Raw genomic sequence first — 22,911 nt, forward strand, 5'->3', positions numbered from 1 at the left:
ATCCCTACGCTGGGAGGCCCGGCGTCGACGGGCGATGACGGCAGAAAGAGGTGACACGCGTGACTCCTGCAGGCGGTACGACGGTGCAGGACCACGTGGCGCTCGCCGAGATCGAGCTGTGCGGTGAGTTGATCATCGCGGCGTCCGCCGCAGCGGAGGACCGGCTGAGCCAGGACCGGATCGACGAGGTCCTGATGGGCATCGGGTTCTGAGCGCGCTCCGAGGGCCCTGATCGGGTTCTGAGCGCCGCTCCACAAGGGCCCCTGGTCGATTCCGGGCGCGCGGCCGACGCGATCCGCCCGTGCCGGGCCTGCCGGGCCCCGCCCGGGTGGGACCGGGGGCGGGGCCGGTGGACGGCGGGCGGGCGTGTGGCGGCGTCTCAGGTGCGCAGGAGGCGGGCGATGGCCTTCGTGGCCTCCTCGACCTTGGCGTCGATGCCTTCCCCGCCCTTGACGGCCGCGTCCGCGACGCAGTGGCGCAGGTGTTCCTCCAGCAGTTGGAGGGCGAAGGACTGCAGGGCCTTGGTGCTCGCGGAGACCTGGGTGAGTATGTCGATGCAGTAGACGTCCTCGTCGACGAGCCGTTGCAGGCCCCTGATCTGGCCTTCGATGCGTCGCAGCCGCTTGAGGTGCTCGTCCTTCTGGTGGTGGTACCCGTGCACGGCCGGGACAGCGGCGGCGCCGGTGTCGGCTCCGGAACCTTCCGCCTCGATGGTCGTCATGCGTCCTCCCGTGGTCCGGATCGAGGGGTGTATACCCCTCATGGGTATAGGGTACTGGGCCCCGGCCGGCGGGGCGGGGGTCCGTGCGGCCCACTGTGCCTGATGGAGGACACTGGGGAACGGCCGGTTAGCCGTGGCCGGGGGATGCGCCTAGCATCAGCCTGACCGAACCCAATGCACCCCGAGGACCTCACGTGCGATTTCGTCTGACCCCCAGGGAGACGAGCTTCTACGACATGTTCGCCGCCTCCGCGGACAACATCGTCACGGGCTCCAAGCTCCTGATGGAACTGCTCGGAGCGGATCCCTCCGCCCGGGCCGAGATCGCGGAACGGATGCGGGCGGCGGAACACGCGGGGGACGACGCGACGCACGCGATCTTCCACCAACTGAACTCCTCCTTCATCACGCCGTTCGACCGCGAGGACATCTACAACCTCGCGTCGTGCCTCGACGACATCATGGACTTCATGGAAGAGGCGGTCGACCTGGTCGTCCTCTACAACGTGGAGGAGCTCCCCAAGGGCGTCGAGCAGCAGATCGAGGTCCTGGCGCGGGCCGCCGAGCTGACGGCCGAGGCCATGCCGCACCTGCGGACCATGGAGAACCTGACCGAGTACTGGATCGAGGTCAACCGCCTTGAGAACCAGGCGGACCAGATCCACCGCAAGCTGCTCGCCCAGCTCTTCAACGGCAAGTACGACGCCATGGAGGTGCTGAAGCTCAAGCAGATCGTCGACGTGCTCGAAGAGGCGGCCGACGCGTTCGAGCACGTTGCGAACACGGTGGAGACCATCGCGGTCAAGGAGTCCTGAACCACGTGGACACCTTTGCGCTGATCGTGACCATCGGTGTCGCGCTCGGCTTCACCTACACCAACGGCTTCCACGACTCCGCGAACGCCATCGCCACCTCCGTCTCGACGCGGGCCCTGACCCCGCGCGCGGCGCTCGCGATGGCCGCGGTGATGAACCTGGCGGGCGCCTTCCTCGGCAGCGGCGTGGCCAAGACGGTCAGTGAGGGTCTCATCGAGACGCCCCACGGCAACCGGGGCATGTGGATCCTCTTCGCGGCGCTGGTCGGCGCGATCGTCTGGAACCTGATCACCTGGTACTTCGGCCTGCCCTCGTCCTCCTCGCACGCGCTGTTCGGCGGCATGGTGGGCGCGGCCCTGGCCGGCGGCACCGAGGTGATCTGGTCCGGGGTGGTCGACAAGGTCGTCATCCCGATGTTCATCTCGCCGGTCGTCGGTCTCGTCGTCGGTTACCTGGTCATGGTGGCCATCCTGTGGATGTTCCGCCGGTCCAACCCGCACAAGGCCAAGCGCGGCTTCCGCATCGCGCAGACGGTGTCCGCGGCCGGCATGGCCCTGGGCCACGGCCTCCAGGACGCCCAGAAGACGATGGGCATCGTGATGATGGCCCTGGTCATCGCCGATGTGCAGGGCGCGGGCGACGCGATCCCGATCTGGGTCAAGATCGCGTGCGCGGTGATGCTGTCGCTCGGTACGTACGCGGGTGGCTGGCGCATCATGCGCACGCTCGGCCGCAAGATCATCGAGCTGGATCCGCCGCAGGGCTTCGCGGCGGAGACCACCGGCGCCTCGATCATGTTCGGCTCGGCGTTCCTCTTCCACGCGCCGATCTCCACCACGCACGTGATCACCTCGGCGATCATGGGTGTGGGCGCGACCAAGCGGATCAACGCGGTCCGCTGGGGTGTCGCGAAGAACATCATCCTCGGCTGGTTCATCACCATGCCGGCCGCGGCCCTGGTCGCCGCGGTCAGCTTCTGGATCGTGAACCTGGCCTTCGTCGGCTAGGCCTTCGGCCGTCGGCGTCCCGGTACGAAAGCGGGCCGGCTCCCCCCACCCAGGGGGAGTCGGCCCTTTTCCTTTCGCCTTGCGGTGGCACCGCCATGCAGCACCGCAGGACGTTTCGTCCATCCCGTGTCTAGCCGAAGCGGCCCGAGATGTAGTCCTCGGTCGCCTGGACGGACGGGTTGGAGAAGATCCGGTCCGTGTCGTCGATCTCGATGAGCTTGCCCGGCTGACCGACGGCGGAGAGGTTGAAGAAGGCGGTGCGGTCCGAGACGCGGGCCGCCTGCTGCATGTTGTGCGTCACGATGACGATCGTGAAGCGCTCCTTCAGCTCGCCGATCAGGTCCTCGATGGCGAGGGTGGAGATCGGGTCGAGGGCGGAGCAGGGCTCGTCCATCAGCAGGACCTGGGGCTCGACCGCGATGGCGCGGGCGATGCACAGGCGCTGCTGCTGACCGCCGGAGAGGCCGGAGCCGGGCTTGTTCAGGCGGTCCTTGACCTCGTTCCAGAGGTTGGCGCCCTGGAGGGACTTCTCGACGATCTCGGCGAGTTCGGACTTCTTGAACGAGCCGTTCAGGCGCAGGCCCGCCGCCACGTTGTCGAAGATCGACATGGTGGGGAAGGGGTTCGGGCGCTGGAAGACCATGCCGACGGTGCGCCGGACCGCGACCGGGTCGACGCCGGCGCCGTAGAGGTTCTCGTCGTCCAGCAGGACCTTGCCCTCGACGCGGCCACCGGGGGTGACCTCGTGCATCCGGTTCAGGGTCCGCAGGAAGGTGGACTTGCCGCAGCCGGAGGGGCCGATGAAGGCCGTCACCGAGCGGGGTTCGACGGTCATCGAGATGTCGTCGATGGCCTTGTGGGTGCCGTAGAAGGCGGACAGTCCGCTGACGTCGATTCGCTTCGCCATGAGGGGTCACTTCGCTTTCAGGTGGTCACGAGCGGCGGAGCCGCACAACGGGCTCGCTTTTAGCGACCGGTCTTCGGGGCCTTCCAGCGGGCGATGCCGCGGGCCACCAGATTGAGGATCATGACGAAGGCGATCAGGACGAGCGCTGCGGCCCATGCCCGGTCGTAGGAGGCTTCACTGCCGACCTTGTACTGCTCCCAGATGTAGAGCGGGAGCGAGGACTGGGCGCCTTCGAAGGGGTTGCCGTTGATCAGCTGGGAGCCGAACACCAGCAACATGATCGGGGCGGTCTCGCCGGCGATGCGTGCCACTGCCAGCATGACACCCGTCGAGATGCCGCCGATCGCGGTGGGGAGCACGACCTTGAGGATCATGCGCCACTTCGGCACGCCGAGGGCCAGCGCGGCCTCGCGCAGCTCGTTCGGGACGAGCTTGAGCATCTCCTCGGTGGAGCGGACCACGACCGGCATCATCAGGATCGACAGCGCCATGGCGCCGGCGAAGCCGGAGGGGCCGAAGCCGAGCATCAGGTTCCAGGTCGTCAGGATGAACAGACCCGCGACGATGGAGGGGATGCCGGTCATCACGTCGACGAAGAAGGTGACGGCCTTGGCGAGCGAGCCCCGGCCGTACTCGACCAGGTAGACGGCGGTCAGCAGACCGACGGGCGCGGCGATCAGGGTGGCCAGGCCGACCTGCTCGATGGTGCCGAGCAGCGCGTGGTAGACGCCGCCGCCCTCCTCGAAGCTGGTCACGCCGTTCATGGAGTGGCCGAGGAAGTCCGCGTCGAGGATGCCGATGCCGCGGCTGATCGTGGTCCACAGCAGTGAGAGCAGCGGGATGACGGCCAGGATGAAGCAGACCCAGACGACGGAGGTGGCGACGCGGTCCTTGGCCTGGCGGCGGTTCTCGACGATCGCGCTGGCCGTGTACGTGATGGCCACGAACAGGAGGGCCGCGATCAGGCCCCACTGGACCTTGCTGTGCAGGTCGAAGACCAGACCGGTGCCGGAACCGAGGACGGCCGACAGGACGGCGATGCCGGCCGGGGACCAGCGGGGCAGGCCGCCCCGGGTGAGGGAGGCGGGTGCGGCGGACTTGCGGTCCCGTACGGGACGCGGGTCCTGCAGTGCGTGGCTCATCAGGCGTTCGCCCCCGAGAACTCCTTGCGGCGGGCGATGATGATGCGCGCGGCGCCGTTGACCAGCAGGGTGAGCAGGAAGAGGACCAGACCGGAGGCGATCAGCGCGTCCCGGCCGAACTCGTTGGCCTCGTCGAACTTCGCGGCGATGTTCTGCGCGAAGGTGCCGCCGCCCGGGTTCAGGACGTGGAACGAGATCAGGAAGCTCGGGGAGAGGACGGTGGCCACGGCCATGGTCTCGCCGAGCGCGCGGCCGAGGCCGAGCATCGAGGCGGAGATGACGCCGGAGCGGCCGAAGGGCAGCACCGACATGCGGATGACCTCCCAGCGGGTCGCGCCGAGGGCCAGGGCGGCTTCCTCGTTCATGCGCGGGACCTGGAGGAAGACCTCGCGGCTGACGCTGGTCACGATCGGCAGGATCATGATCGCGAGCAGGATGCCGACGGTGAAGAGCGAGCGGGCGACGCCGACCTGGGTCTTGTCGAAGAGGTAGGTCCAGCCCAGGAACTCGTCGAGCCAGAGGTTCAGCCCGCCCAGTTGCGGCACCAGGAACAGGGCGCCCCAGATGCCGTAGACGATCGACGGCACGGCGGCCAGCAGGTCGACCACGTAGGCGAGGGGCGCGGCCAGCTTGCGCGGCGCGTAGTGCGAGATGAACAGGGCGATGCCGACGGCGATCGGAACCGCGATGACCATCGCGATGATCGAGCTGACGACGGTGCCGAAGAGCAGGACGGCGATGCCGAAGACGGGCGGGTTGGCGGACGCGTTCCAGTCGAAGGTGGTGAGGAAGTTGCCCTCGTTCTTCGACAGTGCGATGCCGGCGCGGTAGGTGAGGAAGATGGCGATCGACGCCATGATCACCAGGAGCAGGATCCCGGAGCCCTTGGAGAGCCCGGCGAAGATCTTGTCACCGGCGCGGCCGGTGGACCTTCCGCTCTTGGAGACAGGCGGAGCCGTGTCTATCTGGGTGGGTGTGGTGGAAGCCATGGTCTTTCCGGTCTGAGTGGGGGCAGGCCCCCTGGCGGCGGTGCACCGGATCCCCCCGGGTGGAAGGGGGAAGGTCCCCGGACGCCGGGCGGATCGGACGGGATCCACCCGGCATCGCGGGGGTCAGGACTAGGCCAGCGACTTGATGACTTCGCGGACCTTGGTGTTGATCTCGGCCGGGATCGGCGCGTAGCCGTTCTCGGTGAGGACCTTCTGGCCCGCGTCCGAGGCGGTGTACTCCAGGAAGGACTTCACGGTGCCGAGCGTCTCGGGCTTGTTGCCCTTGTCGCAGACGACCTCGTACGTGACCAGGACGATCGGGTACGCGCTCTCGGCCTTGGTGGTGTAGTCGAGCTTCAGCGCCAGGTCGGAGCCGGTGCCGGCGATCTTGGCGGCGGCGATGGCCTTGGAGGCGTTCTCGCCGGTGGCCTTGACCGGGGTGCCGGCGCCGGTGTTCACGTCGACCGTCTTGATGCTCTGCGAGCTGGCGTAGGAGAGCTCGAAGTAGCCGATCGCGCCGTCGACGGCCTTGACCTGGGAGGCGACGCCGGCCGAGCCGGAGGCGGCCTGGCCACCGGGGGCCGGCCACTTCTTCGAGGCCTCGTAGGACCAGGCGTCGGGGGCGGCGGCCTTGAGGTACTTGCCCAGGTTCTCGGTGGTGCCCGAGTCCTCGGAGCGGTGGAAGGCCTGGATGGCGGTGGAGGGAAGCGTGACGCCGGGGTTCAGCTTCTTGATCGCCTCGTCGTCCCACTTCTTGATCTTGTCGTTGAAGATGTTGGCGATCGTGGCGGCGTCGAGGTTCAGCTTGTCGACGCCGGCGACGTTGAAGCCGAGCGCGATCGGGCCACCGACCATCGGCAGGTTGACGCCCTGGCCGCCGGTGCAGATCTTCTTCGACTCCTCGAGCTGGTCGGGCTTGAGCGCCGAGTCCGAACCGGCGAAGCCGACGGTGCCCTGGTTGAAGGCCACGATGCCCTCACCGGAGGAGGAGGACTTGTAGTTCACCTCGACGCCGGAGCAGGCGGCCATGTAGTTCTTGACCCACAGGTCGACCGCGTTCTTCTGCGCGGAGGAGCCGGATGCCAGGAGCTTCCCCTTGGCCCCGTCGCACTTGACGTCGCCCGGCGCGGGCGCCGCGGCCCGCGAGGAGCCGTCGGTGCCGGTCTTCGTGTTGTCGTCCGAGCCGCACGCCGTGAGGACCAGGGCGCCGGACACGACAAGCGCGCCGAGGGCGGAGGCACGAAGCATGTTCTTGCGCTGAAGCTTCACTGTTTCGGGTGTTCCTTCCGGGGAGCCGCCGGCCGCTTTCTGTGTCGGGGCGGCGTGCGAGGAGGACTACGGGTTCGCCCGACGCGGCCGCCGCGGTTTTCCGTCCGGCTCGCACCTTGCAGTACCGAAACTAGGCAGAACAGGTGAAGCCGTCGACGGCGCTTGGTGAACGGCGAGTGAACCGTGGCGGGCGGGCCGGTGCGGATGGGGTGGTTTGTACCCGGACGTAACGGGACGTTATCCGCCCGTTATCCTGCCGTGACTTTCGCCGGCGCGTCAACGCGGTCGGACCGGGGTGGGTGGCCGGAAAGGGGCGGTCGGACGCCGCCGACCCCGGGAAAACGCCGCCGCCCGACGGATTTCGTCGGGCGGGGCGAGGGGGCGCGGGGCGGCCGGTTCAGGCCGGCAGGGGGTGCCAGGCGGCGTGGAAGGTGTGGCGGGCCGCCAGGGCCGCGTGCCGCTGGTCGGCGTGCAGCACCCCCAGGGCGTACGCCGTCGCCGGGGCGATCCGGGGGGTGCGGGCGGCCGTCGCCGAGGCGGTGGCCGCGTCGGAGGCGTCGCGGTGCACGTCCAGGGCGGCGCCCGCCGCCACCAGCCGGGCCACGTCGTCACCGAGGGCCTCCCGGGCGTACCGGTGGACCCGCAGCAGGCGGCGCACCTCGTGCCAGGCGCCGTCCTCGTGGGCCGAGTACGGGGTCTGCGGCGTGGCCGGCAGGGCGGTGACGGCCGCGTCGAGCCGGCCCTCGGTGACCGCAGCCAGCGGGACCAGTACCTCCGTCACCCGGCCGCGGGCCGCCACCGGGTCCAGCGGCACCTCCGAGGCGAGCACCGCGACGGCGTCGGCGACCGCGTGGAAGCGGGCCGAGCCGAGCGCCTGGAGGGTGGTGGAGTGGGCGCGGGTGCGCGCCAGCGTGAGCTGGCGCTCCAGCAGGGCGCCCGCCCGCGCCGAGCCCACCGTGAGCGCCCCCGACGTGGCGACGCCGCCGCGCGGCGCCGGTACCTCGGGGGCCGCCGAGAGCCGCTGGAGGGCGTCCAGCAGGCGCGACAGCCGGGCGGCGTACGCGTGCTCGTCGGCCAGGGTCGAGGACAGCCACACCAGCTCGGTGCGCAGCCCGTCGGCCCAGCCGGGCTCGGTCACCACCCGGAAGGTGCTCAGGGAGCCGGCGATGCGGCGCGCGGCCCCCCGAAGGCCGCGCGCCGCCTGCCCGCTCTCCGCGGAGTCCGGGCCGCTCCCGGTGCTCTCCTCGTGCAGGCGCAGGGCGCGCAGGAACGCGGTGGCCTGGGAGCGCAGGTACGGGGCGAGTACGTCCCCCGCGGTCGGGTCATGGTTTGGCTGAGCCACGCCGGCGCCTCCGGGCGTCTATGAGCATCTCCTGGACGTGCTGAAGCGGCTGGCCCTCGGCGTCGGTGCTGTGCCGGGTCCATTCGCCGTCCGGACCCAGGTGCCAGGAGGAGGTGGCGTCGGACATGCCGGTCTCCAGCATCCGGTCCAGTGCCGCGCGGTGTGCGGGGTCGATGACCCGCACCAGGGCCTCGATGCGGCGGTCGAGGTTGCGGTGCATCATGTCGGCGCTGCCGATCCACACCTCCGGTTCGCCGCCGTTGGCGAAGGCGAAGACGCGGGAGTGCTCCAGGAAGCGGCCGAGGATCGAGCGGACCCGGATGTTCTCCGACAGTCCCGGGACGCCGGGACGCACCGCGCAGATGCCGCGGACCCAGATGTCGACGGGGACACCGGCCCGGGCGGCCCGGTAGAGGGAGTCGATGAGGGCCTCGTCGACGATCGAGTTCATCTTCAGCCGGACGTACGCGGGCCGGCCGGCGCGGTGGTGGTCGGCCTCCTTGTCGATGCGCGAGATCAGTCCGTCGCGCAGCGACTTCGGGGCGGTCAGCAGCCGGCGGTAGGTCTCGCGGCGCGAGTAGCCGGACAGCCGGTTGAACAGGTCGGAGAGGTCGGCGCCGACCTGCGGGTCGGCGGTGAGCAGGCCGAGGTCCTCGTACAGCCGGGCGGTCTTGGGGTGGTAGTTGCCGGTGCCGACGTGCGCGTAGCGGCGCAGGTTGTCGCCCTCCTGGCGGACCACGAGGGAGAGCTTGCAGTGGGTCTTGAGCCCGACGAGGCCGTAGACGACGTGGCAGCCGGACTCCTCCAGCTTGCGCGCCCACTTGATGTTGGCCTGTTCGTCGAAGCGGGCCTTGATCTCGACGAGGACGAGGACCTGCTTGCCGGATTCGGCCGCGTCGATCAGGGCGTCGACGATCGGGGAGTCGCCCGAGGTCCGGTACAGCGTCTGCTTGATCGCCAGGACGTCCGGGTCGGCGGCGGCCTGTTCCAGGAAGGCCTGCACGGACGTGGAGAAGGAGTCGTACGGGTGGTGCAGCAGGACGTCCCGCTCGCGCAGCGCGGCGAAGATGTCCGGCGCGGACGCCGACTCGACCTCGGCGAGGTCGCGGTGCGTGCCCGCGACGAACTTCGGGTACTTCAGCTCCGGCCGGTCCAGGGAGGAGATCCCGAAGAGGGCGGTCAGGTCCAGCGGCCCGGGCAGCGGGTACACCTCGGCGGCGGACACCTTGAGCTCCTGGACGAGCAGGTCCAGCACGCCGGGGTCGATGGACTCCTCGACCTCCAGGCGCACGCCCGGCCCGAAGCGGCGCCGCATGAGCTCCTTCTCCAGGGCCTGGAGGAGGTTCTCGGCGTCGTCCTCCTCGACCTCCAGGTCCTCGTTGCGGGTCACCCGGAACATGTGGTGCGCGAGCACCTCCATGCCGGGGAACAGCTCCTCCAGGTGCGCGGCGATGACGTCCTCCAGCGGGACGTAGCGCTGCGGGGAGGCCTCCAGGAAGCGGGCGAGGAGCGGCGGGACCTTGACCCGGGCGAAGTGGCGGTGGCCGCTGACCGGGTTGCGGACGACGACGGCCAGGTTCAGGGAGAGGCCGGAGATGTACGGGAAGGGGTGCGCGGGGTCCACGGCCAGCGGCGTGAGCACCGGGAAGATGTGGTTGCGGAACAGTGTGAAGAGGCGGGCCTGCTCCTTCTCGGTGAGGTCGGGCCACCGGATGAGGTGGACGCCCTCCTCGGCGAGCTGCGGGGCTATGTCCTGCTGGTAGCAGGCGGCGTGCCGGGCCATGAGCTCGCGCGAGCGGGTCCAGATCAGGTCCAGGACCTCGCGGGGTTGCAGGCCCGAGGCCGAACGGGTGGCGACGCCCGTCGCGATGCGGCGCTTCAGGCCGGCGACGCGGACCATGAAGAACTCGTCGAGGTTGCTCGCGAAGATCGCCAGGAAGTTCGCGCGCTCCAGGAGCGGGGTGTTCGGGTCCTCCGCGAGCTCCAGGACGCGTTCGTTGAAGGCCAGCCAGCTGCGCTCCCGGTCGAGGAACCGGTTGGCGGGCAGCTCGCCCGTACCGTCCTTGTCCTCGTACGCGTCGAGGTCGGCGTCCAGGTCCGGATCCAGGCCGCCGGGGCGGTGGGCGGCGATGGAGCCCAGGCGTGCCTTCACCGCGGCGGCGCTGTTCGCGGACGGGTGGGAGGGGTGCTGGGCGGGGACCTCGCTGGGGCCTGCGCTGGGCTTCTGGCTCATGCCTCCATTCTTCCGCGCACGAGGCAGGACAGGCGCGTCGGAAGCGTCTGCTGTCAGTCGGAGTCGGGGCTGCATGACCGGAGACTGGCAAGCGCGTTTGAATGCCCGGTTAATGGCGTATGGCTTCCAGTCTCTTTCCGGAGCCGCCTTGGGCCGTTCGAGGGGCTCACGGCCCGGCGCACCGGGCCGTGAGGGGCGGTGTCCCGGGCCGCCGGATCCCGTCCAGGGGCGCCGGCGGCCCGTCCGGTCAGCTCTCGGTGCGGTACATCAGGTCGACCTCGTGGGTGGTGAAGCCGAGGCCCTCGTACACGGCCAGGGCCGCCGGGTTGTCGGCGTCGACGTAGAGCATCGCGGTGGGCAGGCCGGACGCCGCGAGGTGGCGCAGGCCGATGGCGGTCAGGGCCTTGCCCAGGCCGCCGCCCTGCGCGCCCGGCCGGACCCCGACGACGTAGACCTCGCCGAGCCGCTCCGCCTCGTGCACCTTCGTCCAGTGGAAGCCGACCAGCTCACCGTCGCGCTCGGCGAGGAAGAAGCCCTTCGGGTCGAACCACGGCTGCGCGATCCGGTCGTCCAGGTCCCGCTGCGTCAGTGACCCCTGCTCGGGGTGGTGGGCGAAGGCCGCCGCGTTCACGGCGAGCCAGGCCGCGTCGTCCGTGCCCGGGACGAAGCCGCGCACCGTCACGCCGGCCGGCAGGGCCGGATCGGGCAGCGGGTCGCCGGTGGTCAGGGGGCGCCGGAGTTGGCGCAGCTCGCGGAAGAGGGTCAGTCCGAGCACCTGGGCCAGGTGCCGGGCGGCGGACTTGCCGCCGTGGGCCCATACCCGGATCCGCTTGCCGGAGGCGTTCAGGAGGGCCGAGCCGAGGGCCCGGCCGTGGCCGCGGCCGCGCAGCGCGGGGTGCACGACGAGCTCGGCGGCGGGTGCCTCCACCGGGTCGGTGTCCTCCAACTGCCCGTACGCGGCGAGCCGGGTGCCGTCGCTCAGGAGGAAGTGCCGGATGCCCTCGCGCGGTCCGCCGCGCAGCTGGATCCGCCCTTGCTCGGACACCGCGGTGGTGCCGTCGGTGCGGGCCGCTTCCGCGATCAGCTCCAGCACGGAGTCGGCTTGTTCCTCCGTCAGCTCGTCGAGGGTCTGAATCTGCCGTCCCGGCTCCAGGGCCGCTGCTGCGTCAGTCATGCGACGAGCCTACGACCGCGGCCCGCGGTTGCGTGTCCCGCAGGTCCGGACCGGGGTCCCACCGGTGCCGGAACGCCTGCGTAACCAGCTCGCAACCCGTTACCCCCTGTCGTGCTACGCGCGTTGACAATAAGCTGCGGCGGACCTCCCAACTTGTCTCGCTGTCCACAAAGGGGACTACATGTCAGCGACGCCACAACGGCCCCGCACGGCCCGCCGGTTGACCCTCACCGCACTCGCCCTCACGGCCGGTGCCGGAGCCATGGTCGCCGCGGCGCTGCCGGCCGGAGCCGCGAGTGGTGGCGGTGCGGCCAAGAGCCGGACCGTCGACGTGCAGATGCTGTCGTTCAACGACTTCCACGGCACGCTGGAGCCCCCGCAGGGCTCCTCGGGCACGGTGAGCGAGCGACAGGCCGACGGCACCACCAAGGCCATACCGGCAGGCGGCGTGGAGTACCTCGCGACCAGCCTGCGCGAAGCCCGCAAGGGGCACGAGTACTCGGTCACGGCCGCGGCCGGTGACATGATCGGCGGCAGCCCGATGCTGTCGGGGCTCTTCCACGACGAGCCGAGCATCGAGGCGCTGAACAAGATCGGCCTGGACGTGTCCAGCGTCGGCAACCACGAGTTCGACGAGGGCCGCACCGAGCTGCGCCGCATGTCGTACGGCGGCTGCCACCCGGTCGAGGGCTGCTTCGAGTACGGCAAGACGTTCACCGGAGCGCAATTCCAGTACCTCGCGGCCAATGTGACGGACGACAGGACCAAGCGTCCGATGATGTCCCCCACCTTCGTGTGGAAGAAGGGGGACGTGAAGATCGGCTTCATCGGCGTCACCCTGGAGGGCACGCCGGACGTCGTCACCGCCGAGGGCGTCAAGGGCCTGACGTTCGGCGACGAGGTCGAGACGATCAACAAGTACGCCGCCGAGCTGAACAAGCAGGGCGTGAAGTCGATCGTCGCGCTGATCCACGAGGGCGGTCTGCCCGCGAACGGCGCGTACAACTACGACTGCGACGCTCCGGGCGCCGGCGCCGGCATCTCGGGTGCCATCGTCGACATCGCCAAGAACGTCGACGCGAAGGTCGACGCGCTGGTGACCGGCCACACGCACCAGGCCTACAGCTGCACCATCCCGGACCCGGCGGGCAACCCGCGCACGGTCACCTCGGCCGCCTCGCTCGGCCGGCTGTACACGGACACCACGCTCACCTACGACCGGCAGACCAAGGACATCGTCCGCACGCCGGTCGCGGCGCCGAAGCCGGTCAACAAGCTCGTCACCCGTGAGCAGCCCAAGGCCGCCGACATGACCGAGCTGATCCGGCGCTGGAACGAGCTGGCGGCCCCGGTCGCCAACCGTCCGCAGGGCTTCATCTCGGCGGACATCCCGGGCCGCGGTTCGCCGGAGTTCGAGAAGCCGCTCGGTGACCTGATCGCCGACGCGCAGCTGGAGGCGCTGGCCCCCGCCGACAAGGGCGGCGCGGAGCTGGCGATCATGAACCCGGGCGGCATCCGCGCCGACCTCGCCCACAAGGCCTCCGGGGCCGAGGGCGACGGCGTGGTGACCTACGGGGAGTCCTTCACGGTCCAGCCGTTCACCAACATGATGAACGTGGTCGACCTGACCGGCGCGCAGCTCGTCACCGCGCTCCAGCAGCAGGTCACCGGAGCGGTCAACGGCCCGAACCCGAAGATCCTCCAGGTCTCGAAGGGCTTCACCTACACCCTCGACATGACGAAGGCGGGCGCGGACCGCATCGTCGTCGACTCGGTGCGGCTGAACGGTGCGCCGATCGACCCGGCCCGCACCTACCGGGTCGCGATGAACGAGTTCCTCGCGGGCGGCGGTGACGGCTTCACCGTCCTGAAGGAGCACAAGAACAAGCTGGTGGGCGCGTCCGACCTGGACTGCTTCAACGCCTACCTGGCGAACAACTCCTCGGAGGCGGCCCCGATCGCCCCGCCGGCGGCGAACCGGATCACCGTCATCAAGTAACTCCCGTACGCGGGCGCCAGTGAGGGGCGGTGGGCCGATGGCCCGCCGCCCCTCCGGCGTTACCGCGGCCCCTCCGGCGTCACCGCGGCGCGTACGAGGTCACCGCGGCCCGTACGAGGCACCGCGGGCCCCGAGGGGTCAGCGCCGCCCGTCCAGGTACTCCGCGACGGCCCGGTGGAAGCCCTTCGGGTCGCTGAAGGGGACGAAGTGGTCGCCGTCCAGCCGGGTGTACGAGGTCCCCGGCCGCCGGGCCACCATGGCGTCGGCCTGCTCCTGGGGCAGCGCCTGACTCTGCGCGGCGTGGATGAGGAGCGCCGGGCAACGGCTGCCGAGCCAGGCGTCCCAGTGGTCGCCGGCGCACCCCGCGATCGAGTCGAGCTGGTCCCGGGGGTGGAACGGCATCCGCCAGCCGGAGCCGTCGGGCAGCTTGCGCAGGGCGGCGCCGACGATTTGGCCGCCCACCGGCCCGGCCGCGGCCAGCAGTTCCCCGGTGGTCGGCGCGGTGTAGGGCAGGCCGTCGAGGAAGGAGAACCAGTTCGCCTCGCCGGGGCGGACCTCGACGGCGGCGTCGACGTTGATGAGGGTGTGGATCCGGGTGGGGTGACGGGCGGCCAGGTAACAGGCGTTGTACCCGCCCAGCGAGTAGCCGAGCAGGGCCACGGGCTCGTCCAGGCCGAGGTGGTCGAGGAGGGCGACGGCGTCGGCCACGTAGCCCTCGCGGTCGTACGCCGGGGCCCGGTCGGAGTCGCCGTGGCCGCGCTGGTCGGGGGCGATGACCCGCCAGCGGTCCCCGAGCTCCTCGGCGAGGGCCTTGAAGGCGATCCCTTCGGACATCCCGCCGTGCAGGGCGAGCAGCGGGCGGCCGGGGCCGCCGAAGTCCCGGTAGGAGAGGGTGCGGTCGTCGATCTTCAGCTCGTGACGCATGGTCGGTGCCTTCCGGGGCCGGTGGATCTTTCGATGTCCGCAGCCTGCCAGGAATTGGGCAGGTGCGCAATACGTACGTGTAGGGCGGTTGCCCAAATCGGGACGCGGCTACCATCCCGGCATGGGAAATCGCGAGGACCTGCTGGCCGGAGCCCGGCGCTGCCTGGAGGAGAAGGGCTACCTGCGCACGACCGTGCGCGACATCGCCTCGGCGGCGCAGGTGAGCATGGCCGCGATCGGCTACCACTACGGATCCCGCGAGGCCCTGCTCAACCAGGCCCTCTTCGCCGCCATGGACGACTGGGCGGCCGGCTCCGGCCGGCTCGCCGGCGAGGGCGACACCGCCGAGGCCCGGTACGTCGACACCTGGGACCGCAAGATCCGGGACTTCGGCGAGCTGCGCTGGCTGTGGATCGCCAACATCGAGGCCTTCGTGCACGCCCAGTCCTCGCCCGAACTGCTGGCCGCGCTCGCCGAGGGCCAGCGCCGCTCCCGGCGGATGGTGGCCGCGGCGCTGGCCGGGGTGGCCGAGGAGGCCGTCACGGAGGAGGACGTACGCGGCCTCGGCTCGGTGCACCTCGCACTGCTCAGCGGGGTGATGGTGCAGGCCCTCACCGACCCGGAACGCGCGCCCGACGGCCGCGCGCTCGCCCAAGGCCTGCGCAGGATGGCCGAGTTGCTCGACGAACCCGTTTCTACCGACGGGTAGCAAACGCGCCGCCGGCACGCCATAATCCCGTCCCATCACCGGGTCGACAAAGGGGTGGACATGGGCGTGGCACTGGACCGGCGGACCTTCCTGACCGGGGCGGGAGCCCTGGCGGCCGTGACCGCCGTGGGACTGGGGACGGCAGCGCCCGCCTCCGCCCGCGCCCTCGGCACCTCGGACTGGATGGCCGGCCTCGCCGACTCCACCCCGCTCCAGCGGATGACCATCCCCGGCACGCACGACTCCGGCGCCCGCAAGGGCGGCCTCTACGTCGCCTGCCAGAACACCTCGATCGCCCAACAGCTCGACGCCGGCATCCGCTTCCTCGACGTCCGATGTCGGGTCACGGGCGGGTCGTTCGCCATCCACCACGGATCGTTCTTCCAGGACCTGATGTTCGGTGACGTGCTCGTCGCCTGCTGGAACTTCCTCGCCGCGCACCCCTCCGAGACCGTCCTGATGCGGGTCAAGCAGGAGTACTCCGGCGAGAGCGACGCCACCTTCCGCGCGGTCTTCGACGACTACCTCGACCAGCGCGGTTGGCGGCCGCTGTTCCGGATCGCCGACGCGCTGCCGTCCTCGCTCGGCGCCGCCCGCGGCAAGGTGGTGCTCCTCGCCGACAACGGCGGCCTGCCCGGCCTGCGGTACGCCGACGGCAACGTCTTCGACGTCCAGGACGACTGGAACGCCGAACCCTTCGCCAAGCGCGGCAGGATCGAGAACCACTTCCGGCGGGCCGTGCAACAGCCCGGCAAGCTGTTCGTGAACTACGTCAGCACCGCGGCGTACATGCCGCCGCGCTGGAACTCCGACCGGCTGAACCCGCAGGTCCACGGCTTCGTGGACGGCGGCGAACTGGCCGGCCGGACCGGCCTCGGAATCGTTCCGATGGACTTCCCCAACACCCGGTCCGGCCTGGTCGAATCACTGATCCGGCACAACTGACCCCTCGGGCGGCGGCACCGGCGCCCCCGGGACGCGGAGCACCGCCTCCGTACCGGGTCCGCCGTCGGCCGCCGCCCGCAACTCGGCGGTGCCGCCGGCGCGGTGGACCGTACGGGCCACGATCGACAGGCCCAGGCCGCTGCCGGGCAGCGCGCGGGCCGAGGGGGAGCGCCAGAACCGTTCGAAGACGTGGGGCAGGTCCTCCGCCGGGATGCCCGGTCCGTGGTCGCGCACCGTCAGCACGCCCGCCCGCAGCGACACCTCGACGGCGCCGCCGGGCGGGCTGAACTTCACCGCGTTGTCCAGCACGTTGACCACCGCCCGCTCCAGCGCCGCCGCCTCGCCCCGGACGTACCAGGGCTCCAGGTCGGAGCCGAACCGCAGCTCCGGACCGCGCAGCCGGGCCCGGGACAGCGCGGTACCGGCGATGTCGTGCAGGGCCACCACCCCGAGCGGGGCGTGCGGGGCAGCGTCAGGCCGGGACAGTTCCTGGAGGTCCCCGATCAGCGCGGCCAGCTCCGTCATCTGCGCCTTCACCGAGGCCAGCAGCTCCCGCCGGTCCTCGGGCGGGATGGCCCGGCCGGTGTCCTCGCTGCGGGCCAGCAGCTCGATGTTCGTGCGCAGCGAGGTCAGCGGCGTGCGCAGCTCGTGCCCGGCGTCGGCGATCAACTGGGCCTGCCGCTCCTGGGAGGAGGCCAGCGCCGCCGTCATCGAGTTGAAGGACCGCGACAGCCGGGCGATCTCGTCGTCTCCCTCGTCGGGGATCCGTACGGTGAGGTCCTCGGTCCGGGCGACGTGCTCGACGGCCGCGGTCAGCTCGTCGACCGGCCGCAGCCCCGTGCGGGCCACCCACAGGCCGGCCGCGCCCGCGCCCACGATGCCGATGCCCGACACCACGAGCAGGATCCAGGCCAGCGTCGACAGCGGATCGTCCACGTCCGCGGCCGGCTTGGCGATGGAGATCCCGAAGTACTGGCCGGCGGGCGTCTGCCGCTTCAGCGTCAGGACGCGCATCTCGACGCCGTCACCGGTCCGCACGTCGTGCAGGGTCTCCTCCCGCACGCCCGCCGCGATCTCCTTGTCCACGGCGGTGACCGGCAGTCCGGTCCGTCCGCTCACCCAGCAGCGCGTGCCGTCGGCCAGCACGAGCTGTACGGTCGCGCCCAGGTTCTCGGCGACCTGCTGCTCCGGTTGCCGCACCCGGGTCACGCAGCCGTCGCGCAGCGTCCGGCCCACCTCGGCGCTCACGTCCGTCGCCATCAGCGACCGGTCGAGCTGCTCGCTGAGCTGCGACTTCACCATCACCCAGGACACACCGGCGACGGCCGCGACGGCCACCGCCACCGCGACCGTCACCAGCAGCGCGATCCGTGAGCGTAGCGGCAGGGCGCGGAACCGGGCGGCCGGCGTCACTCGGGACCGCCGTCGCCCTGGCGCAGCACGTAGCCCACCCCGCGCACGGTGTGCACCAGGCGGGGCTCGCCGCCCGCCTCGGTCTTGCGGCGCAGGTACATCACGTACACGTCCAGGGAGTTGGAGCTGGGCTCGAAGTCGAAGCCCCAGACGGTCTTGAGGATCTGCTCGCGGGTCAGGACCTGGCGCGGGTGCGCGAGGAACATCTCCAGCAGGGTGAACTCGGTACGGGTCAGCTCCACCGGCCGCCCGCCCCGGACGACCTCGCGGGTCGCGAGGTCCATGCGCAGGTCGCCGAAGGCCAGCGTGTCCTCGTGGTCGCCGCCCCCGCCCGGCCGCGGCGCGGCGTAGGCGCTGCGGCGCAGCAGGGCGCGGACGCGGGCGAAGAGCTCGTCCAGCTCGAACGGCTTGACGAGGTAGTCGTCGGCGCCCGCGTCGAGGCCGGTGACGCGGTCGCCGACGGTGTCGCGGGCGGTGAGCATCAGGATCGGCGTGACGGCGCCGGCGGCGCGCAGCCGGCGGGCCGCCGTCAGTCCGTCCATGCGGGGCATCTGGATGTCCAGGACGATCAGGTCCGGGGCGTAGGAGTCGGCCCGCTCCAGCGCGTCGAGGCCGTCCACCGCGGTCCGGACGTCGTACCCCTCGAAGGCGAGGCTGCGGCGCAGGGCCTCGCGCACGGCCGGCTCGTCGTCGACGACGAGGATGCGCTGCTGGTCGCCTTCGGCGGCGTTCATCTCGGGTCCCCCAAGGGTGCGGTGGTCGGCCATGGCATGCGGTGCGTGACGGCGCTTCCCAGCGTCGCACGGGCCGGCCGGTGGAGGTCTCAGGAGACCGACGGCCGATCGATGGCCGTCGGGGGCCGTCGTGTGACGGGCTCAGAAGGAGGTGCCGAAGCCGTCCGTGCCGGTGCCGCTGCCGTTGCCGTTGTCGCCCGAACCGTTGCCGGTCCCGTTGCCGCCCGAGCTGTTTCCGCTGCCGCCGGCGCGCAGCGAGTCGAGGTCGGCCTTGATGGTGTTGACCGGGATCGCGAAGCCCAGGCCGACGCTGCCGGCGCTCGAACTGTCCGAGGAGGGGGAGTAGATCGCGGACGGCATGCCGACGATCTCGCCGTTCATGTTGACCAGCGCGCCGCCGGAGTTGCCCGGGTTCAGCGAGGCGTCCGTCTGGATGGCCTTGTACGAGGTGGTGTTCGAGCCGGGGTCCCCGTTGAACTGCTGACCGTCGTACGAGAACGGCCAGCCGCCCTGCCCGCGCTGCGGGGACTGCTGCCGCTCGGACTTCGGGACGTTCACCTCGCGCCCCAGCGCGGAAACGATCCCGCTGGTGACGGTGCCGGTCAGCCGGTCGGGGGACCCGATGGCGACGACCTCGTCGCCGACCTTCAGCCGGTCGGAGTTGCCGAGCGAGGCGGGCTTGAGGCCGCTCGCGCCCTGGAGCTCGATCAGCGCGAGGTCCTTGTCGGGATCCGTGCCGACGGTCCGGGCGGTGTACTTCTTGCCGTCGCTCATCGTCACCTGGATCTCCGAGGCGCCGTCGATGACGTGGTTGTTGGTGACGATCTCGCCGTCCGCGGTGATCACGATGCCGGAGCCGGTGCCCTGCCCCGACCCGGTACGGGTGTCGATCCGTACGACGGACGGGCTGACCTGCTCGGCGACCCCGGTGACGGTGCCGGTGTTGGACCGCGACACGTTGGAGGCGTTCACCCCGCCGCCGCCGGCGCCGCCCCCGACCAGGAACTGCTGCACGACGGTGGCCGTCCCGCCGCCGACCACGGCCGCCGCCAGGGCGACGGCGACCAGCAGCGCGACCGGCCGCCTGGCGCGGGCGGCGTGCGCGGGACCGTCCTGGGGGGCGTCCTCCCGGACGGCCCGGCCGGCGGTCGGCGGCACCGTCTCGCCCTGGATCACCGGCGGCTGGTGCGCCTCGTGCCAACCGGGCGCGCCGGGCGGCGGGTACGCGGGCGGCGGCGGGTAGCCGCCCGCGCCGACGTCCTGCGCCATGCGCTCACGACCCCGCTGCCAGTCCTCGCCGAACGGCGGGTGCTGGCCCGGGCGGTTCTCCTGCGGGTACTCGCCTTCGCGGCGGAAGCTGTCGGTCATGTCTTCGACTGTCCCCGCGGATCATGAGAGCTTCCTGAGTCCCGGCTGAGAAGCCCGACAGAACCTCGTATGCCCGATATAAGGACCGGCGCGGGGCAGGGCCGAGGCCGGGGGCGACCCGGCCGCGACGGCGCTCAGCGACAGCCGCAGGAGCGGCGCACGACCAGCGCCGAGGGGAACTGCTTCAGCCGCTCGCGGCGCGAGCCGGTCACGCGCAACGCGTCGTCCAGGACGAGGTCGACCGCCGCGCGGGCCATCGCCGGCCGGTCCGAGGCGATCGTGGTCAGCGGCGGGTCCGTCAGCGCCGCCTCCTTCACGTCGTCGAAGCCGGCGACCGCCAGCTCCCCGGGCACGTCGATGCGCAGCTCACGGGCGGCCCGCAGGACGCCGATCGCCTGGTCGTCGGTGGCGCAGAAGATCGCCGGCGGGCGGTCCGGCCCCGACAGGACCTCCAGGGCGACCTGATAGGCGTCGTAGCGGTTGTACGGGGCCTGGAACAGCCGGCCCTCCACGGAGCGGCCGGATTCGAGCATGGCCCGGCGCCAGCCCTCGACGTGGTCGGCCACCGGGTCACCGACCTCGGGGGTGTTCTCCACCCCGCCCAGGCAGGCGACGTACGGGTGCCCGTGCTCCAGCAGGTGACGGGTGGCGAGCTGCGCGCCGCCGATGTCGTCGGTGACCACGGCGACGTCGTCGATGGCCTCGGGGCGCTCGTGCAGCAGCACGATCCGCGCGTCCCACGCCTCGATCTCGGAGGCCGCGCGCTCGCTCATGCCCTGGCTGACCAGGATCAGCCCGGAGACCCGCATTCCGAGGAAGGCCCGCAGGTAGTGGACCTCGCGCTCGTCGCGGTAGTCGGAGTTGCCGACCAGCACCATCTTTCCGCGCTCGGCGGCGGCCTGCTCGACCGCGTGCGCCATCTCCGCGAAGAACGGCTGGCGCGCGTCCGGCACGATCATGCCTATGAGGTCGGTGCGCCGGGACGCCATCGCCTGCGCGACCCGGTCCGGGCGGTAGCCCAGGTCCTTGATCGCGGCGAGGACACGCTCGCGCGTGGCCGGGGCAACCGGCCGGGGTCCGTTGTTGATGACGTAGCTCACGACGGCGGTAGAGGTACCCGCAAGTCGCGCCACGTCATCCCGCGTCACCTTGGCCACGCGCGGCAGTCTACGCGGGGTGACCTACCTCTGGGCAGGCCGTCCTGCCGAGTGGATGCTCACAGCCGGTTCCGCCGTCCGGGGGAGGTCCGGCCGCTCGACCGGGTCCTTCGCGGAGCCCGGTCCGGCGGCCGCCTTGGCCGCGGCCTCCGCCGCCGCCCGCTCGACCTTCTCGGGGGTGACGAAGCGGTAGCCGACGTTGCGGACCGTCCCGATCAGCGACTCGTGCTCGGGCCCGAGCTTGGCGCGCAGCCGCCGTACGTGGACGTCGACGGTGCGGGTGCCGCCGAAGTAGTCGTACCCCCACACCTCCTGGAGCAACTGGGCCCGGGTGAAGACCCGGCCCGGGTGCTGGGCGAGGTACTTCAGCAGCTCGAACTCCTTGAAGGTCAGGTCCAGGACCCGACCCTTCAGCTTCGCGCTGTACGTCGCCTCGTCGACCGACAGGTCGCCGTTGCGGATCTCCATCGGGGAGTCGTCCGAGCCCAGCTGCCGGCGCCCGGTGGCCAGCCGCAGCCGGGCCTCGACCTCGGCGGGTCCGGCGGTGTCGAGGAGGACGTCGTCGATGCCCCAGTCGGCGGTGACGGCCGCGAGGCCGCCCTCCGTGACGACGAGGATCAACGGACAGCCCGGTCCGGTCGAGCGCAGGAGCTGGCACAACGACCTCACCTGCGGGAGGTCGCGGCGGCCGTCGACGAGGATCACGTCGGCCCCGGGGGTGTCCACCAGGGCGGGGCCCTCGGCCGGTGCGACCCGGACGTTGTGCAGCAGCAGGCCGAGTGCGGGCAGCACCTCGGACGACGGCTGCAGGGCGTTGGTCAGCAGCAGGAGGGAACTCATGCTCGACCACCTGCCCAGCTCCGGTGGTCGTGCACGTGCACGGTTCGCTGGTCCATCACGTCGGTTCCTCCTCGGTCCCGTCGAGGACGTGCGTGGTACTGCTTCGTACGTCTGCCTGGCGCCCGTCCGCCCCCGCGCCCCGGGGTCCGGATGGATACCACTGTTCTCGGTCCGTTCAACGTGCTGGAAGCACAAAAGGACCCGGGGGCTACGTTGCCCGGATCCTCTACGCCGCCAGAATAGCCCACCGCCCCTTTCGGGGCCGAGGCATCCCGCACACCGCCTTCTGTGGTTCCCGCCACGCCTTCCTCCCTCGTATGCCCCGGTTTCACCGGATCGGTGGACCCCCGCACGGGAACCGGGGCGCGCACGGGGCGCGTCGGGGTACGCCGGGGGTCACGGCCGTAGGGGTCATCATGGAGGCCGACGGTAGAGAGCCGACGGGGCGACGATAGGAGCTGCAGTGGCAACCGGAACCATCCGCTACTGGGCGGCGGCCAAGGCCGCGGCCGGGACGGCGGAGGAGCCGTACTCGGCACGCACACTGGCCGAGGCGCTCGACGCCGTGCGGGAACGCCACCCGGGAGAGCTGACACGGGTCCTGCTGCGCTGCTCCTTCCTCGTGAACGAAGAGCCCGTGGGCAAGCGTCCCCACGACGGCGTCCCGCTGACCGAGGGGGGCACCGTAGAGGTGCTCCCGCCCTTCGCGGGCGGGTGAACGGGAACCGATGAGCACTCCGGAAGAACAGCAGCGGCGGCATCAACAGCAACAGCAGCAACAGCCGCCGCAGCAGCAGGACGGCGCCTCCCCGCAGGATCCGTGGACCCAGACCTGGCAGGGCGAGACCTGGGACACCAGCTACCAGCCGGTGCAGCCGCCGCTGGGCACGGTGCCCGGGCAGCAGGCGGCGCCGCAGGGGTGGTTCCGCGAGGAGGCCGCCGCGCAGGAGCAGCAGCCGCAGCCGCCGTACCAGGAGCAGCCGCAGCAGGACTGGGGCGTGCCGCAGGCCTCCGGCACGCCGTGGCCCTCGGAGCCCGTCGCCGAGCAGACGGCGTACCTGCCGCCCTACCCGGGGCCGGCCGACCCGCGGGCGCAGCAGCAGCAGGCGCAGCCGGTCGCGCCCGACGGGTGGTTCCGCGAGGAGGCCGCGCCGGCGCCCGCGCCCGCCGAGCGGCAACAGTCGCAGCAGGACTGGGGCGCCCCGCAGGCCGCTCCGTGGGCC

21 protein-coding genes and 1 pseudogene are annotated in these 22,911 nt (G+C 71.4%); 8 read left to right on the forward strand and 14 right to left on the reverse strand.

Going from position 1 to position 22,911, the window contains the following annotated elements:
- Positions 1–59: 59 nt before the first annotated feature.
- Positions 60–212, forward strand: coding sequence for a hypothetical protein (locus ACZ4XJ_RS31705; RefSeq protein WP_362876757.1), 153 nt, complete (start codon positions 60–62; stop codon positions 210–212).
- A gap of 167 nt (positions 213–379) precedes the next feature.
- Here ACZ4XJ_RS31705 and ACZ4XJ_RS31710 read toward each other — a convergent pair whose 3' ends face one another.
- Positions 380–721 carry a metal-sensitive transcriptional regulator gene (locus ACZ4XJ_RS31710; RefSeq protein WP_383992186.1) on the reverse strand — a complete coding sequence of 114 codons (342 nt, stop codon included), beginning with the start codon at positions 719–721 and terminating at the stop codon, positions 380–382.
- Positions 722–915: 194 nt separating this feature from the next.
- Here ACZ4XJ_RS31710 and ACZ4XJ_RS31715 point away from each other — a divergent pair, with 194 nt between their 5' ends.
- Together ACZ4XJ_RS31715 and ACZ4XJ_RS31720 are read left to right on the forward strand one after the other, a co-directional pair.
- Positions 916–1,536, forward strand: coding sequence for a DUF47 domain-containing protein (locus ACZ4XJ_RS31715; RefSeq protein ID WP_362876625.1), 621 nt, complete (start codon positions 916–918; stop codon positions 1,534–1,536).
- Positions 1,537–1,541: 5 nt separating this feature from the next.
- Entirely contained in the window at positions 1,542–2,543 is a 1,002-nt protein-coding gene (locus ACZ4XJ_RS31720; RefSeq protein ID WP_362876626.1) for an inorganic phosphate transporter, read from the forward strand.
- 130 nt (positions 2,544–2,673) lie between these two features.
- On the opposite strand, the gene pstB is transcribed toward ACZ4XJ_RS31720, so the two are convergent.
- From pstB to mshD, 7 genes are all read right to left on the reverse strand, one after another.
- Positions 2,674–3,450, reverse strand: a complete 777-nt coding sequence (gene pstB / locus ACZ4XJ_RS31725; protein WP_362876627.1) for a phosphate ABC transporter ATP-binding protein PstB — start codon at positions 3,448–3,450, stop codon at positions 2,674–2,676.
- A gap of 59 nt (positions 3,451–3,509) precedes the next feature.
- Positions 3,510–4,592: a phosphate ABC transporter permease PstA gene (pstA, locus tag ACZ4XJ_RS31730; protein ID WP_362876628.1), complete on the reverse strand. Its 1,083-nt coding sequence runs from the start codon at positions 4,590–4,592 to the stop codon at positions 3,510–3,512.
- Positions 4,592–5,581 carry a phosphate ABC transporter permease subunit PstC gene (pstC, locus tag ACZ4XJ_RS31735; RefSeq protein WP_468498188.1) on the reverse strand — a complete coding sequence of 330 codons (990 nt, stop codon included), beginning with the start codon at positions 5,579–5,581 and terminating at the stop codon, positions 4,592–4,594. The genes pstA and pstC overlap by 1 nt, the downstream gene beginning before the upstream one ends.
- A 129-nt stretch (positions 5,582–5,710) precedes the next feature.
- Positions 5,711–6,850, reverse strand: a complete 1,140-nt coding sequence (gene pstS / locus ACZ4XJ_RS31740) for a phosphate ABC transporter substrate-binding protein PstS (RefSeq protein ID WP_362876630.1) — start codon at positions 6,848–6,850, stop codon at positions 5,711–5,713.
- Positions 6,851–7,247: 397 nt separating this feature from the next.
- The gene (locus ACZ4XJ_RS31745; protein WP_362876631.1) at positions 7,248–8,192 is read right to left on the reverse strand and encodes a CHAD domain-containing protein; all 945 of its coding nucleotides are present in this window, start codon (positions 8,190–8,192) and stop codon (positions 7,248–7,250) included.
- Entirely contained in the window at positions 8,173–10,425 is a 2,253-nt protein-coding gene (locus ACZ4XJ_RS31750; RefSeq protein ID WP_362876632.1) for an RNA degradosome polyphosphate kinase, read from the reverse strand. The genes ACZ4XJ_RS31745 and ACZ4XJ_RS31750 overlap by 20 nt, the downstream gene beginning before the upstream one ends.
- A 247-nt stretch (positions 10,426–10,672) precedes the next feature.
- Positions 10,673–11,599, reverse strand: a complete 927-nt coding sequence (gene mshD, locus ACZ4XJ_RS31755; protein WP_468498189.1) for a mycothiol synthase — start codon at positions 11,597–11,599, stop codon at positions 10,673–10,675.
- Positions 11,600–11,780: 181 nt separating this feature from the next.
- On the opposite strand from mshD, the gene ACZ4XJ_RS31760 reads away from it, so the two are divergent.
- The gene (locus tag ACZ4XJ_RS31760; protein WP_468498190.1) at positions 11,781–13,598 is read left to right on the forward strand and encodes a bifunctional metallophosphatase/5'-nucleotidase; all 1,818 of its coding nucleotides are present in this window, start codon (positions 11,781–11,783) and stop codon (positions 13,596–13,598) included.
- A 138-nt stretch (positions 13,599–13,736) separates the two neighbouring features.
- Here the strand turns inward: ACZ4XJ_RS31760 and ACZ4XJ_RS31765 are convergent, their stop codons facing one another.
- Positions 13,737–14,522, reverse strand: a complete 786-nt coding sequence (locus ACZ4XJ_RS31765) for an alpha/beta fold hydrolase (RefSeq protein WP_468498191.1) — start codon at positions 14,520–14,522, stop codon at positions 13,737–13,739.
- Between the two features lie 121 nt (positions 14,523–14,643).
- Here ACZ4XJ_RS31765 and ACZ4XJ_RS31770 point away from each other — a divergent pair, with 121 nt between their 5' ends.
- Together ACZ4XJ_RS31770 and ACZ4XJ_RS31775 are read left to right on the forward strand one after the other, a co-directional pair.
- Positions 14,644–15,231: a TetR/AcrR family transcriptional regulator gene (locus ACZ4XJ_RS31770; protein ID WP_362876636.1), complete on the forward strand. Its 588-nt coding sequence runs from the start codon at positions 14,644–14,646 to the stop codon at positions 15,229–15,231.
- A 60-nt stretch (positions 15,232–15,291) separates the two neighbouring features.
- On the forward strand, positions 15,292–16,176 hold the full coding sequence (locus tag ACZ4XJ_RS31775; RefSeq protein WP_362876637.1) for a phosphatidylinositol-specific phospholipase C: 885 nt from the start codon (positions 15,292–15,294) through the stop codon (positions 16,174–16,176).
- On the opposite strand, the gene ACZ4XJ_RS31780 is transcribed toward ACZ4XJ_RS31775, so the two are convergent.
- The 5 genes from ACZ4XJ_RS31780 to ACZ4XJ_RS31800 form a co-directional block, all read right to left on the reverse strand.
- On the reverse strand, positions 16,156–17,589 hold the full coding sequence (locus tag ACZ4XJ_RS31780) for a sensor histidine kinase (protein ID WP_383992144.1): 1,434 nt from the start codon (positions 17,587–17,589) through the stop codon (positions 16,156–16,158). The two genes, ACZ4XJ_RS31775 and ACZ4XJ_RS31780, sit on opposite strands and share 21 nt — an antisense overlap.
- A complete protein-coding gene (locus ACZ4XJ_RS31785) occupies positions 17,586–18,323 on the reverse strand; it encodes a response regulator transcription factor (protein WP_468498192.1) in 738 nt (245 codons plus the stop codon). Before ACZ4XJ_RS31785 ends, ACZ4XJ_RS31780 begins: the two co-directional genes overlap by 4 nt.
- A gap of 141 nt (positions 18,324–18,464) precedes the next feature.
- A complete protein-coding gene (locus ACZ4XJ_RS31790; protein WP_468498193.1) occupies positions 18,465–19,691 on the reverse strand; it encodes a S1C family serine protease in 1,227 nt (408 codons plus the stop codon).
- Between the two features lie 134 nt (positions 19,692–19,825).
- Positions 19,826–20,848 (reverse strand): LacI family DNA-binding transcriptional regulator, encoded by a 1,023-nt coding sequence (locus ACZ4XJ_RS31795; protein WP_362876641.1) that lies wholly within the window; start codon positions 20,846–20,848, stop codon positions 19,826–19,828.
- A gap of 24 nt (positions 20,849–20,872) precedes the next feature.
- On the reverse strand, positions 20,873–21,688 hold the full coding sequence (locus ACZ4XJ_RS31800; protein ID WP_362876642.1) for a response regulator transcription factor: 816 nt from the start codon (positions 21,686–21,688) through the stop codon (positions 20,873–20,875).
- Positions 21,689–22,151: 463 nt separating this feature from the next.
- Between ACZ4XJ_RS31800 and ACZ4XJ_RS31805 the strand changes: the two genes are divergently transcribed.
- A complete protein-coding gene (locus tag ACZ4XJ_RS31805) occupies positions 22,152–22,406 on the forward strand; it encodes a MoaD/ThiS family protein (RefSeq protein ID WP_164325115.1) in 255 nt (84 codons plus the stop codon).
- A gap of 10 nt (positions 22,407–22,416) precedes the next feature.
- A pseudogene (locus ACZ4XJ_RS31810) lies at positions 22,417–22,911 on the forward strand (hypothetical protein); the annotation flags it as partial.

The sequence above is a fragment of the Streptomyces sp. NPDC029836 genome, assembly GCF_055574495.1.

Excerpts from the sequence above, each read along its gene's own strand:
- ACZ4XJ_RS31775 (WP_362876637.1), top strand. The coding sequence starts at position 15,292 with ATGGGCGTGGCACTGGACCGGCGGACCTTCCTGACCGGGGCGGGAGCC.
- pstA (WP_362876628.1), bottom strand. The coding sequence starts at position 4,592 with ATGAGCCACGCACTGCAGGACCCGCGTCCCGTACGGGACCGCAAGTCC.
- ACZ4XJ_RS31710 (WP_383992186.1), bottom strand. The coding sequence starts at position 721 with ATGACGACCATCGAGGCGGAAGGTTCCGGAGCCGACACCGGCGCCGCC.
- ACZ4XJ_RS31800 (WP_362876642.1), bottom strand. The coding sequence starts at position 21,688 with ATGAGTTCCCTCCTGCTGCTGACCAACGCCCTGCAGCCGTCGTCCGAG.
- pstC (WP_468498188.1), bottom strand. The coding sequence starts at position 5,581 with ATGGCTTCCACCACACCCACCCAGATAGACACGGCTCCGCCTGTCTCC.
- ACZ4XJ_RS31765 (WP_468498191.1), bottom strand. The coding sequence starts at position 14,522 with ATGCGTCACGAGCTGAAGATCGACGACCGCACCCTCTCCTACCGGGAC.
- mshD (WP_468498189.1), bottom strand. The coding sequence starts at position 11,599 with ATGACTGACGCAGCAGCGGCCCTGGAGCCGGGACGGCAGATTCAGACC.
- pstB (WP_362876627.1), bottom strand. The coding sequence starts at position 3,450 with ATGGCGAAGCGAATCGACGTCAGCGGACTGTCCGCCTTCTACGGCACC.
- ACZ4XJ_RS31790 (WP_468498193.1), bottom strand. The coding sequence starts at position 19,691 with ATGACCGACAGCTTCCGCCGCGAAGGCGAGTACCCGCAGGAGAACCGC.
- ACZ4XJ_RS31785 (WP_468498192.1), bottom strand. The coding sequence starts at position 18,323 with ATGAACGCCGCCGAAGGCGACCAGCAGCGCATCCTCGTCGTCGACGAC.
- ACZ4XJ_RS31760 (WP_468498190.1), top strand. The coding sequence starts at position 11,781 with ATGTCAGCGACGCCACAACGGCCCCGCACGGCCCGCCGGTTGACCCTC.
- ACZ4XJ_RS31770 (WP_362876636.1), top strand. The coding sequence starts at position 14,644 with ATGGGAAATCGCGAGGACCTGCTGGCCGGAGCCCGGCGCTGCCTGGAG.
- ACZ4XJ_RS31750 (WP_362876632.1), bottom strand. The coding sequence starts at position 10,425 with ATGAGCCAGAAGCCCAGCGCAGGCCCCAGCGAGGTCCCCGCCCAGCAC.